Source organism: Aeromonas sp. 30P (genome assembly GCF_051919805.1).
GTDB lineage: Bacteria > Pseudomonadota > Gammaproteobacteria > Enterobacterales > Aeromonadaceae > Aeromonas > Aeromonas veronii.
This window is the reverse complement of the sequence record NZ_JBQBEA010000002.1, coordinates 16,100-27,327: the sequence shown is the minus strand read 5'-3', so window position 1 is coordinate 27,327 and position 11,228 is coordinate 16,100. Positions and strand designations below refer to the sequence as shown.

General features: G+C 56.9%; 13 protein-coding genes and 2 pseudogenes. 4 read left to right on the top strand and 11 right to left on the bottom strand.

Translation table 11 applies throughout. The annotated features are described in order from the left end of the window. Together ACTG2B_RS23300 and ACTG2B_RS23295 are read right to left on the bottom strand one after the other, a co-directional pair. A pseudogene (locus ACTG2B_RS23300) lies at positions 1-272 on the bottom strand (hypothetical protein); the annotation flags it as partial. After that, a complete protein-coding gene (locus tag ACTG2B_RS23295; RefSeq protein WP_439996981.1) occupies positions 257-562 on the bottom strand; it encodes a hypothetical protein in 306 nt (101 codons plus the stop codon). The gene ACTG2B_RS23295 and the pseudogene ACTG2B_RS23300, both read right to left, overlap by 16 nt. 265 nt (positions 563-827) lie before the next feature. Here ACTG2B_RS23295 and ACTG2B_RS23290 point away from each other — a divergent pair, with 265 nt between their 5' ends. Next, positions 828-1,130 carry an HNH endonuclease signature motif containing protein gene (locus ACTG2B_RS23290; RefSeq protein ID WP_201915123.1) on the top strand — a complete coding sequence of 101 codons (303 nt, stop codon included), beginning with the start codon at positions 828-830 and terminating at the stop codon, positions 1,128-1,130. A gap of 189 nt (positions 1,131-1,319) precedes the next feature. On the opposite strand, the gene ACTG2B_RS23285 is transcribed toward ACTG2B_RS23290, so the two are convergent. The 5 genes and pseudogenes from ACTG2B_RS23285 to ACTG2B_RS23265 all read right to left on the bottom strand — a co-directional run. Then, positions 1,320-1,838: a hypothetical protein gene (locus tag ACTG2B_RS23285; protein ID WP_201915125.1), complete on the bottom strand. Its 519-nt coding sequence runs from the start codon at positions 1,836-1,838 to the stop codon at positions 1,320-1,322. 85 nt (positions 1,839-1,923) lie between these two features. Continuing rightward, positions 1,924-2,208, bottom strand: coding sequence for a type II toxin-antitoxin system RelE/ParE family toxin (locus ACTG2B_RS23280; RefSeq protein ID WP_068982395.1), 285 nt, complete (start codon positions 2,206-2,208; stop codon positions 1,924-1,926). After that, positions 2,198-2,437, bottom strand: a complete 240-nt coding sequence (locus ACTG2B_RS23275) for a CopG family ribbon-helix-helix protein (RefSeq protein WP_182936461.1) — start codon at positions 2,435-2,437, stop codon at positions 2,198-2,200. Before ACTG2B_RS23275 ends, ACTG2B_RS23280 begins: the two co-directional genes overlap by 11 nt. 155 nt (positions 2,438-2,592) lie before the next feature. After that, positions 2,593-2,862 carry a hypothetical protein gene (locus tag ACTG2B_RS23270; protein ID WP_039062313.1) on the bottom strand — a complete coding sequence of 90 codons (270 nt, stop codon included), beginning with the start codon at positions 2,860-2,862 and terminating at the stop codon, positions 2,593-2,595. 322 nt (positions 2,863-3,184) lie between these two features. Beyond that, positions 3,185-4,936: pseudogene (locus ACTG2B_RS23265) on the bottom strand (Tn3-like element TnAs1 family transposase); the annotation flags it as partial. A gap of 3 nt (positions 4,937-4,939) precedes the next feature. Between ACTG2B_RS23265 and ACTG2B_RS23260 the strand changes: the two are divergent. Further along, positions 4,940-5,332 (top strand): cysteine hydrolase family protein, encoded by a 393-nt coding sequence (locus ACTG2B_RS23260; protein ID WP_001351729.1) that lies wholly within the window; start codon positions 4,940-4,942, stop codon positions 5,330-5,332. A 137-nt stretch (positions 5,333-5,469) separates the two neighbouring features. Next, positions 5,470-6,354, top strand: a complete 885-nt coding sequence (locus ACTG2B_RS23255) for a DMT family transporter (RefSeq protein WP_000058717.1) — start codon at positions 5,470-5,472, stop codon at positions 6,352-6,354. A gap of 31 nt (positions 6,355-6,385) precedes the next feature. Here the strand turns inward: ACTG2B_RS23255 and tet(A) are convergent, their stop codons facing one another. Next, positions 6,386-7,585, bottom strand: a complete 1,200-nt coding sequence (gene tet(A), locus ACTG2B_RS23250; RefSeq protein WP_000804064.1) for a tetracycline efflux MFS transporter Tet(A) — start codon at positions 7,583-7,585, stop codon at positions 6,386-6,388. Positions 7,586-7,690: 105 nt separating this feature from the next. On the opposite strand from tet(A), the gene tetR(A) reads away from it, so the two are divergent. Continuing rightward, positions 7,691-8,341, top strand: coding sequence for a tetracycline resistance transcriptional repressor TetR(A) (gene tetR(A), locus ACTG2B_RS23245; protein WP_000164043.1), 651 nt, complete (start codon positions 7,691-7,693; stop codon positions 8,339-8,341). Positions 8,342-8,666: 325 nt separating this feature from the next. Here the strand turns inward: tetR(A) and ACTG2B_RS23240 are convergent, their stop codons facing one another. The 3 genes from ACTG2B_RS23240 to ACTG2B_RS23230 form a co-directional block, all read right to left on the bottom strand. Continuing rightward, entirely contained in the window at positions 8,667-8,903 is a 237-nt protein-coding gene (locus tag ACTG2B_RS23240; protein ID WP_439996980.1) for a hypothetical protein, read from the bottom strand. 1,175 nt (positions 8,904-10,078) lie between these two features. Further along, positions 10,079-10,414: a hypothetical protein gene (locus ACTG2B_RS23235; protein WP_201915107.1), complete on the bottom strand. Its 336-nt coding sequence runs from the start codon at positions 10,412-10,414 to the stop codon at positions 10,079-10,081. 280 nt (positions 10,415-10,694) lie between these two features. After that, a complete protein-coding gene (locus ACTG2B_RS23230) occupies positions 10,695-10,937 on the bottom strand; it encodes a plasmid replication protein RepB (protein WP_201915110.1) in 243 nt (80 codons plus the stop codon). Positions 10,938-11,228 lie beyond the last annotated feature (291 nt).

Sequence of the window (11,228 nt, the reverse complement as noted above, 5' to 3'; positions counted from 1 at the left end):
CAAATAACTACATCAAGGTTTTTATCTAAAGAACAATCAACCTTCCACTTCAACATTTGGAAACCAAACAAAGCAATGGGCACATCTTTAACCAGAACCCCACCAACCATTCCAAGCTCGCGCTCAATAGAATCCTTATCCTTTTCATCTAGTTTTGGATGAGGTATTAACTCAATAGACACGCTTTCATCCCACTCCAAATCACTACAAACAGAATCTTCTTTTTTATGATAACCAATAAATTTTCCAATTCTATTTAGCAATAGCGACAAAAAACCTTCTTACTTTTAAGTCTTGAAATAACTGAGGATGAAGATATAGGGTATTCGCTCTTAAATGTTGCACTCTTAATTTCATAACGTTTTAAACTAGGGTTAAATTCCAAGTTATGGGATGCAATCTCTCTATACCCGCCAAGATCCCTCGTGGCCGCAGCCTCCTTCAGACCAAACCGGTTCATTAGATCAGCGCGAGACAACCACCCCTTAGCCATGAGAAGAAGCTCAATAAACGCCCATCTTTCAGCAACCTTTTGATTTTCATCAGCTTTATCATTAACCACAAAAACCTCCTGAGAACGCTTGATCTAATCAAAATGATCGGTACAATGATTTTAGGCTCATCAATCAGATTGATCTAGTGAGACTAAAGAAATCATAGCATTCTAAAGAGGAGCACAAAAAATGCTACGACTAGACGAAGAAAGTTCAGCTTATATCTACCGTCCGTACATCACAGTTAAAGGACGTCGCATCACCAGACCTAATGGTGGCATGTTCAAAATCCCCCTCAATCGCCCCAAAAAAGACCAGTGAGAGGTAACAAACATGAGCAACTGGTCTACAGAAACGATCTCTGCCGTATGGAACAAGGCAACCTTTGTATCTCAAGAAAACGAGAGCAGAGGATTCAGGAAAGACCAATGCGGAGCATGGATCAACCGCTTTCAATACGGAAATAGAGATAACAAGTACGGGTGGGAAATTGACCACATAACCCCAGTATCGAATGGGGGTGGTGATAACTTAGGCAACCTTAGACCTCTGCATTGGAAGAACAATGCAGCACGTCAAAACAATCGGCTTTCATGCCAAGTCTACAGTGATGGGGGTGAAAACGTGGGATTGTGATGAACACTGCCAACAAACAGTCGCGATAGCTGAGGACACTCAGTAGCCTCAGCTATCGATGACCAAAAACAGCCTGTTATAGGTGGTGGCAAGACAGCTTCATTTTCAAAAAACGATCAATCAAATTCAAAAAATGAAGGTGTAAAATCAGCGCCAATGCTCCCAATAACAGGACTTAACGCAATGAGATTACCACGCCATTCCTGCATTTTTTAACCAGCAACGCTTGGGCTTACGGCCATCCAAAGATTTCACGTAAGCATTCCACTCTTCCTTGCTCTTGCCTTTGAGCTCCTCATTCTTGCGATCGACCTCTTCTTGCAATGCCTTGCAATCGGCCTCTGCCTTCGCCTTTTCCTGCTCTTTGGCTTCGATCACTTTAAGTGCCTCAGCATCATCGACCTTGGCAAAGACTTGCTTCCCATTAAGCACCAACGTTTTATCCGATTCTTTGTAAACGCCACTGACGCCAAGCGCCCCAATCGTCAACGTATTGTCTTTGATGGTCGCAGGAAACTCTTTGCGTTCAACCGAACCATCCAAAATGCTATTTCCATACCTTGTCAGCAAATGACCTTCGCCGTTTTTCTCGATTTTCAAATATTCAAAGCGGTCGCCCTGAACCTTCCAAAACCCCAAGAATGGTTTGTCCGCAGACCCGCAGGCGGAAAGCGCCAGAGCCAAAAAAACTGCAACAACAACCCTCATGAAAAACTCCATTTTTTATTTTCAGTGAAAGCGCTCAAGATACCAGAACCGCAATAAAAAGGACTCATTCAACCCAGCCACTAACTCACAACTGGCTTGGAAAGCGTTGTCTGGTGTGGAATACCCTCAGAATGTGGATCTCATCCCCTTGCACCCGATACGGAAGCAGGAACGGATAGGGCTGCACCACGAGTTCTCTCGTTCCAGGAACCCGCCCGGGCCGCCCCATGGCCGGCTGAGTCGATAACAGGCTAACCAGCCGATACACTTCGCGCACAAACTCCTGTGCCACTATCGGGTTTTCTCTCGATAGGAAGTCGTGCGCATCCTCCAAGTTGAGCGCAGCCTTACGTAGCCATTTAACCCGCATTGATCCCCCACCGACTAAACTTCGCGGCCATCTCTTTTTCCGGTACAAAATCGCCAGAATCAGCCTCGATCAATGCCGCCTCAATCTGCGCGATCTGCCAAGCTTCTCGCGCCAAGTAATCCTGAATGGCTTGGTTGGCCAACCATGATTTGGTTCTACCTGTAGACTGGGCCAGCTGCCCCAATTGCTGGTCTACTTCATCCGGCAGACGGACAGACATTACGCTCATAACACCCCCTTGTAGTCAGATGTTTACATTGTGCGACTAGATAACCATCAATGTCCACCGATCCCACCAATTGCAGTACTGCAATTAGGGGTTATACAACCCCCAAAACTGGCGAATCGAAGGGTGTTTTGATGTGCGCATAACGCCTTTTATGTTCAAGAGCTCCTGATCTGTCTCGGGGCACCCATGAAGCCCGTGGCATCCACCTCGAACCGGCAGACCCCGATCTGCTGCAGGTAGAGAACCAGGGTATCGAGCTTGCGAAAAACTCTGAGCTGCTTGCTGCGCTGGGCGGCCAGGGCACGTTCGGCTAGACCGTAGCGCACCAGCAGCGTCCAGCCGCCAGGTTGGCCAACTGCGATCACGACACGAACAGCACCGGCCGCCACCAGTTGTACCAGGGTGGGATGGGTAATGGTTTCCATGGGGGAGATTCCGAGACAAGGGATAGTGCGGCGCAGGATGGGAGATAACGCCTCGCAAAACAAGTCATCTTGCAGGATGACCAGCAGCAAAAAGGGCGTCCGATTTAACGTAACGCCCCCTTATACGCACTAGCCGATGGGGTTACTGCTTGGGTTGGTACAGTTCAACATACTGGCCAGCCAGTGCCTGCGCCTCTGCCAATACCGCAGGCGATAAACGCTTGGCGAAAAGGTCACGTTTTGTAGCCGCCTCGACATCCCCATTGGCGGCAGACACCGAACTCCAGACGGGGAGCCCGCAGAATTCGGAAAAAATCGTACGCTAAGGTTTTCCGGGCATCCGTAAGGGCCGAAACTTCCCGTCTTCCAGTCTGCGGCTCTGCCGCCAGACGTAATCGCCGGTTAGGTTGATGTGCTCCCAGCCCAGCGGCGACAGGAATTGCAGCAGCTCGCCGTCCACCGGCTTGCCGGCCTCGACCAACCCCTGGGTGGCGCGTTCCAGGTACACCGTGTTCCACAGCACGATAGCCGCCGTCACCAGGTTGAGGCCGCTGGCCCGGTAGCGCTGCTGCTCGAAGCTCCGATCCCTGATTTCCCCAAGGCGGTTGAAGAACACCGCCCTGGCCAGCGAGTTGCGCGCCTCACCTTTGTTCAGGCCGGCATGCACGCGGCGGCGCAGTTCAACACTTTGCAGCCAGTCCAGGATGAACAGCGTGCGCTCGATCCGGCCCAGCTCGCGCAGGGCCACGGCCAGTCCGTTCTGGCGCGGGTAGCTGCCGAGCTTGCGCAGCATCAGCGAGGCGGTGACGGTGCCCTGCTTGATCGAGCTGGCCAGGCGCAGGATGTCGTCCCAGTGGGCACGCACGTGCTTGATGTTCAGGGTGCCGCCGATCAGCGGGCGCAACGTCGGGTAGGCTTGCACGCCCTGCGGCACGTACAGCTTGGTTTCGCCGAGGTCGCGGATGCGCGGCGCGAAGCGGAAGCCTAGCAGGTGCATCAGGGCAAAGACGTGATCGGTGAAGCCGGCCGTGTCGGTGTAGTGCTCCTCGATCCGCAGGTCGGACTCGTGGTACAGCAGGCCGTCGAGCACATAGGTGGAATCGCGGACGCCGACATTCACCACGCGGGTGCTGAACGGCGCGTACTGGTCGGAGATATGGGTATAGAACAGCCGTCCCGGCTCGCTACCGTACTTCGGGTTGACGTGCCCGGTGCTCTCGCCCCGGCCACCCGCGCGGAAGCGCTGGCCATCGGAGGATGAGGTCGTGCCGTCGCCCCAGTGGGCGGCAAAGGCGTGGCGATACTGGTGGTTGACCAGCTCGGCCAAGGCCGCCGAATAGGTTTCGTCGCGGATGTGCCAGGCTTGCAGCCAGGACAGCTTGGCGTAGGTCAGGCCGGGGCTCGACTCGGCCATCTTGGTCAGCCCGAGGTTGATCGCATCACCGAGGATTGCGGACAGCAGCAACGTCCTGTCTTTGGCCTCGGCCCCGTCCTTCAAGTGGGTGAAGTGGCGGCTGAAGCCCGTCCAGTCGTCCACGTCCATCAGCAGTTCGGTGATCTTGATGCGCGGCAGTAACTGGCTGGTTTGGTCGATCAGCGCCTGCGCCCGATCCGGCACCGCCGCATCCAGCGGGGTGATTTTCAGCCCTGACTCGGTGAGGATGGCATCGGGCAGCTCGTTGTCCTTGGCCAGGCGGGTGACGGTGGCCAACTGCTCGTCCAGCAGCTGCAAACGCTCTTCCAGGTACTGGTCGCTGTTCGGGTTGATCGCCAGGGGCAGGGCCTGCTCGCGCTTGAGTGCGGCGAACTTCTCGGCCGGCAGCAGGTAGTCGTCGAAGTCGCGGAACTGCCGCGAGCCCTTGACCCAGATGTCGCCGGAGCGCAGGGCGTTCTTCAGCTCGGACAGGGCGCAGATTTCGTAGAATTTCCGGTCGAGGCCTTCCGGGGTGATCACCAGCGGCTTCCAGCGCGGCTTGATGAAGGCCGTGGGTGCATCGGCCGGCACCTTGCGCAGGTTGTCGGCGTTCATCTCACGCAGGGTCTGCACGGCTGCCAGCACGCCTTGCGCGGCCGGCCCGTGCTGTTCCCCAACTTTTCGCTCGGCGAAGAGTATGAACATGCGCCGCCGGCGACGAATCGCCAAATCTCACCGTATCTCCCGAGCGGACGATTTCGCACCGGTCTGCCCGTCGAAGGGCTTGCGATCGAACGGGGCGACCTTTTCTATGCATGTCCGCGAGCCAGCGTCTTTTATGGCACGGCGCTCGACGCCGACCTTCGGACGCGCGGCGTAAGCACGCTTGTCATGGCCGGGATAAGCACCACCGGCGTTGTTCTTTCAAGCGTCGCCTGGGCTAGTGATGCGGACTACGACGTGCGTTTGGTCCAGGACTGCTGCTACGACCCGGATCGGGATGCCCACGAAGCTCTGTTGCGTTCCGGGTTCGGCGGACGTGTACAGGTCGTGTAATTTTCGGGCCTCGCATGATCGCGGCCATAGCCGCAGGTGGATTGGTGCGAGGCAGGGCCAGTCCAAGTCAGGGTGCGGTCATCGCGGCGCCTGCAACTCTCAAAAACCCATCGCCGTAGCGGAGGTCTTGTAATCGCATGTCATTACGCACGCCCGATTTATTGTTCACAGCGATAGCACCTGCCATTTGGGGCAGCACCTACATTGTCACCACCCAATACCTGCCGAACTTCTCACCGATGACGGTCGCGATGCTGCGGGCGTTGCCGGCGGGTTTATTGCTCGTGATGATCGTCCGACAGATTCCAACGGGAATCTGGTGGATGCGCATCTTCATCCTCGGCGCACTTAATATTTCGCTATTCTGGAGCTTGTTGTTTATTTCGGTCTACCGCCTGCCGGGCGGGGTCGCGGCGACGGTAGGCGCTGTGCAGCCGCTGATGGTCGTGTTCATCTCTGCCGCTCTGCTAGGTAGCCCGATACGATTGATGGCGGTCCTGGGGGCTATTTGCGGAACTGCGGGCGTGGCGCTGTTGGTGTTGACACCAAACGCAGCGCTAGATCCTGTCGGCGTCGCAGCGGGCCTGGCGGGGGCGGTTTCCATGGCGTTCGGAACCGTGCTGACCCGCAAGTGGCAACCTCCCGTGCCTCTGCTCACCTTTACCGCCTGGCAACTGGCGGCCGGAGGACTTCTGCTCGTTCCAGTAGCTTTAGTGTTTGATCCGCCAATCCCGATGCCTACAGGAACCAATGTTCTCGGCCTGGCGTGGCTCGGCCTGATCGGAGCGGGTTTAACCTACTTCCTTTGGTTCCGGGGGATCTCGCGACTCGAACCTACAGTTGTTTCCTTACTGGGCTTTCTCAGCCCGGGGACCGCCGTGTTGCTAGGATGGTTGTTCTTGGATCAGACGCTGAGTGCGCTTCAAATCATCGGCGTCCTGCTCGTGATCGGGAGTATCTGGCTGGGCCAACGTTCCAACCGCACTCCTAGGGCGCGTATAGCTTGCCGGAAGTCGCCTTGACCCGCATGGCATAGGCCTATCGTTTCCACGATCAGCGATCGGCTCGTTGCCCTGCGCCGCTCCAAAGCCCGCGACGCAGCGCCGGCAGGCAGAGCAAGTAGAGGGCAGCGCCTGCAATCCATGCCCACCCGTTCCACGTTGTTATAGAAGCCGCATAGATCGCCGTGAAGAGGAGGGGTCCGACGATCGAGGTCAGGCTGGTGAGCGCCGCCAGTGAGCCTTGCAGCTGCCCCTGACGTTCCTCATCCACCTGCCTGGACAACATTGCTTGCAGCGCCGGCATTCCGATGCCACCCGAAGCAAGCAGGACCATGATCGGGAACGCCATCCATCCCCGTGTCGCGAAGGCAAGCAGGATGTAGCCTGTGCCGTCGGCAATCATTCCGAGCATGAGTGCCCGCCTTTCGCCGAGCCGGGCGGCTACAGGGCCGGTGATCATTGCCTGGGCGAGTGAATGCAGAATGCCAAATGCGGCAAGCGAAATGCCGATCGTGGTCGCGTCCCAGTGAAAGCGATCCTCGCCGAAAATGACCCAAAGCGCGGCCGGCACCTGTCCGACAAGTTGCATGATGAAGAAGACCGCCATCAGGGCGGCGACGACGGTCATGCCCCGGGCCCACCGGAACGAAGCGAGCGGGTTGAGAGCCTCCCGGCGTAACGGCCGGCGTTCGCCTTTGTGCGACTCCGGCAAAAGGAAACAGCCCGTCAGGAAATTGAGGCCGTTCAAGGCTGCCGCGGCGAAGAACGGAGCGTGGGGGGAGAAACCGCCCATCAGCCCACCGAGCACAGGTCCCGCGACCATCCCGAACCCGAAACAGGCGCTCATGAAGCCGAAGTGCCGCGCGCGCTCATCGCCATCAGTGATATCGGCAATATAAGCGCCGGCTACCGCCCCAGTCGCCCCGGTGATGCCGGCCACGATCCGCCCGATATAGAGAACCCAAAGGAAAGGCGCCGTCGCCATGATGGCGTAGTCGACAGCAGCGCCGGCCAGCGAGACGAGCAAGACCGGCCGCCGCCCGAAACGATCCGACAGCGCGCCCAGCACAGGTGCGCAGGCAAATTGCATCAACGCATACAGCGCCAGCAGAATGCCATAGTGGGCGGTGACGTCGTTCGAGTGAACCAGATCGCGCAGGAGGCCCGGCAGCACCGGCATAATCAGGCCGATGCCGACAGCGTCGAGCGCGACAGTGCTCAGAATTACGATCAGGGGTCTGTTGGGTTTCACGTCTGGCCTCCGGACCAGCCTCCGCTGGTCCGATTGAACGCGCGGATTCTTTATCACTGATAAGTTGGTGGACATATTATGTTTATCAGTGATAAAGTGTCAAGCATGACAAAGTTGCAGCCGAATACAGTGATCCGTGCCGCCCTGGACCTGTTGAACGAGGTCGGCGTAGACGGTCTGACGACACGCAAACTGGCGGAACGGTTGGGGGTTCAGCAGCCGGCGCTTTACTGGCACTTCAGGAACAAGCGGGCGCTGCTCGACGCACTGGCCGAAGCCATGCTGGCGGAGAATCATACGCATTCGGTGCCGAGAGCCGACGACGACTGGCGCTCATTTCTGATCGGGAATGCCCGCAGCTTCAGGCAGGCGCTGCTCGCCTACCGCGATGGCGCGCGCATCCATGCCGGCACGCGACCGGGCGCACCGCAGATGGAAACGGCCGACGCGCAGCTTCGCTTCCTCTGCGAGGCGGGTTTTTCGGCCGGGGACGCCGTCAATGCGCTGATGACAATCAGCTACTTCACTGTTGGGGCCGTGCTTGAGGAGCAGGCCGGCGACAGCGATGCCGGCGAGCGCGGCGGCACCGTTGAACAGGCTCCGCTCTCGCCGCTGTTGCGGGCCGCGATAGACGCCTTCGACGAAGCCGGTCCGGACGCAGCGTTCGAGCAGGGACTCGCGGTGATTGTCGATGGATTGGCGAAAAGGAGGCTCGTTGTCAGGAACGTTGAAGGACCGAGAAAGGGTGACGATTGATCAGGACCGCTGCCGGAGCGCAACCCACTCACTACAGCAGAGCCATGTAGACAACATCCCCTCCCCCTTTCCACCGCGTCAGACGCCCGTAGCAGCCCGCTACGGGCTTTTTCATGCCCTGCCCTAGCCGTCCAAGCCTCACGGCCGCGCTCGGCCTCTCTGGCGGCCTTCTGGCGCTCCTGCTGCGGCGTCCGCTCGTGGGCCGTGGCGCGGGTCCGCGCGCCGGCCTCGTGCGCCTGGCGCTCGCGGGCGAGGTCCAGGGCGGCCGTCTTCACGTTCTGCCTTGCGCAGATGAGATAGGGGAGCCCGCAGAATTCGGAAAACCTTAGCGTACGATTTTTTCCGAATTCTGCGGGCTCCCCCAGACGTAAGCTAGCTTGTTATCCTGCACCACACCCACACCGTTGTCGTACATCACTCCGAGGAGAAGTTGTGCCTTTGCATCGCTCTGTTCGGCCGCTTTCTGCACTTCGGAAATGGGGGCATTTTTCCAGTCATTTGCCTGCAGGGTGGGGCCCCAACAAGCCCCGACGACCAGCAGTGCCAAAATCCCTTTTTTCATCTCTTTCCTACTGATCTATGGATTCTGCCTCGCATCGTATCGCAGGTGGCACCAGCGGGTTGTCTCGGGGATCCCAAAACAGCGCAGGAGCTCCCCCAAAGCCGCCGCGCCTAATCGCTTTTATGTTCAATTGCCGATTTCACATGGCAAAACGGCCACTCCGTCAGGATGCGGCCGCCTGTATCGCGTTTTGTGGCGTATTGACACACAAGACACGGCGTTTACCGCCTGAAAGTTTGCAACGCTTCTGAGGCGTTTTTAGGGCCAGATCCTGCGGGGTATGGTTTCAGCTGGTTTTAGCGGCCTATCGCGCATTAGTCTCGGTTTCCCTCCGAGCGATTTGTTCCCGCCCAGCCCTGAAAATGCCCCACTTCTGTCCCGGTTTTGTACCGGATCTGTTCCGGTTTTGTACCGCTATCCGCTTCGCGGTGTTCCAGTACCCCCGCACAGTGCAGTCCTTAACGACATAGTCACTATTCACACCGTCATTCCCCCTTAAAAACGGTGGATCACAGCCATACACATTACGCACCAGTAAAGCTGGTGCAACGCATTGAAAGAAAAGGAATACTTCATCAGAAAGGAGTCGTAAAAATGGTGGCAAAAAAGCCATAGCAGCATGATCTTAATGCTGTTTTATGGTTGCACTACAACCCCGATAGGAACAAATCGCTCGGAACATCGAGCGTGTCCGGCAGACGCCAGCGGGGGCCAATTGGTGAAGCAAAACAGAGTCCATCAGGGTGGGGCCAGTGGCCCCACCTTGGAACAGAACGCTCGCCCCATTGCATCGTGGCGGGAACAAATCGCTCGGAACATCGAGCGCGTCCGGCAGACGCCAGCGGGGGCCAATTGGTGAAGCAAAACAGAGTCCATCAGGGTGGGGCCAGTGGCCCCACCTTGGAACAGAACGCTCGCCCCATTGCATCGTGGCGGGAACAAATCGCTCGGAACATCGAGCGCGTCCGGCAGACGCCAGCGGGGGCCAATTGGTGAAGCAAAACAGAGTCCATCAGGGTGGGGCCAGTGGCCCCACCTTGGAACAGAACGCTCGCCCCATTGCATCGTGGCGGGAACAAATCGCTCGGAACATCGAGCGCGTCCGGCAGACGCCAGCGGGGGGCCAATTGGTGAAGCAAAACAGAGTCCATCTATGATAGGGCCACTGTTAAGCGTCAGGGTTTATCGCTTACTCGATCATTCTCATAATCCAGAACTAAGCCGTACTGCAAGGCATCTTGTAAGGCAAGCTCCTTGAGCCTGTCCCGCAAAAAATCCCGATTGGCTAACGGGGAATTGGGATTGGACTCTTGGATCTCTTCAAGCATTTCCTTGATAAGCTCAATAGCGCCGTTGTACTTGAACGTTTGTGAATGCCCAAAATGCCTTGCATCATCAAGCTCCCTCTCCATCCTCAAAGCCTGCTCTTTCCATCCGGCGACCTGGCCACGAAGATAACCTTTCCCAGACTCCCCAATAGACAGTCCGACACCAAAATCCATGCTCGTCATAACTCGCCCTATAAGTTCTTAAAATGCTCTTCAAAACCTCCAAACGCAGCACGACAGATCTTAACTCTTCACCCACCACAGCAGCAGGACTTTCGCCGCGAACACATCGTTCGGAACATCGAGCGCGTCTAGCGGAGACCGCGGGGGCCTAAAACAGAGTCCATCAAGAGTGGGGGCAGTGGCCCCATCCTGTGGAGATCAGGGCAACACTCCCGAACGGGAGCGACTAGCGCAGTCTGTCGCGCTTCGTTCGGGAGTCGGCAAGCGCAGCGCGGCAGCCTTAACGACTGCTTAGATCCACCTCGATGCGGCGAAAACCGATAGTGTGCGCCGTATTCACCCCTGCATCGATGGTCTTAAAAACCCGCCATCCTCCACGCTGGCGTTCCAGCACTTCCGTTTCTGCATTGCGGCCAAACTTCACTAAGTGAAGATGGTAGCCGGTGCCCATCGGGGTCGGGGCGATCACCGCCTTGGCAAAGCCCCCCTGTTCAAATACCCACTTCGCCTTGATCTCTTCCATATCAAAAACCCTGTTTTGATGGCTCATATCTACGTTATGACACCAACGCAGCCAAACATCAAATTACAATTACGAACCATCAAATTCTCATTTTGACTGGCATTGTTCAGGTTCGTAGAACCGCACTCTGGTTTCAAAGGGGGAGCCCCTTTGGCACGCCGATAGGATGCAGGCACGCCGACGGTACAAACGCAGTTTGTATACGGTCGGTCTCGTGCCTGTATACAGTCGGTGTCGTGCCTGCCTTTCTTGTCGTAAATCTGCGTGACTACAAAATAGGGCACAAAAAGA

What these genes read in the sequence shown, in the direction of transcription:
- ACTG2B_RS23290 (WP_201915123.1), top strand. Translation starts at nt 828, where the DNA reads ATGAGCAACTGGTCTACAGAAACGATCTCTGCCGTATGGAACAAGGCA.
- ACTG2B_RS23285 (WP_201915125.1), bottom strand. Translation starts at nt 1,838, where the DNA reads ATGAGGGTTGTTGTTGCAGTTTTTTTGGCTCTGGCGCTTTCCGCCTGC.
- ACTG2B_RS23280 (WP_068982395.1), bottom strand. Translation starts at nt 2,208, where the DNA reads ATGCGGGTTAAATGGCTACGTAAGGCTGCGCTCAACTTGGAGGATGCG.
- ACTG2B_RS23275 (WP_182936461.1), bottom strand. Translation starts at nt 2,437, where the DNA reads ATGAGCGTAATGTCTGTCCGTCTGCCGGATGAAGTAGACCAGCAATTG.
- ACTG2B_RS23270 (WP_039062313.1), bottom strand. Translation starts at nt 2,862, where the DNA reads ATGGAAACCATTACCCATCCCACCCTGGTACAACTGGTGGCGGCCGGT.
- ACTG2B_RS23255 (WP_000058717.1), top strand. Translation starts at nt 5,470, where the DNA reads ATGTCATTACGCACGCCCGATTTATTGTTCACAGCGATAGCACCTGCC.
- ACTG2B_RS23240 (WP_439996980.1), bottom strand. Translation starts at nt 8,903, where the DNA reads ATGAAAAAAGGGATTTTGGCACTGCTGGTCGTCGGGGCTTGTTGGGGC.
- ACTG2B_RS23235 (WP_201915107.1), bottom strand. Translation starts at nt 10,414, where the DNA reads ATGACGAGCATGGATTTTGGTGTCGGACTGTCTATTGGGGAGTCTGGG.
- ACTG2B_RS23230 (WP_201915110.1), bottom strand. Translation starts at nt 10,937, where the DNA reads ATGGAAGAGATCAAGGCGAAGTGGGTATTTGAACAGGGGGGCTTTGCC.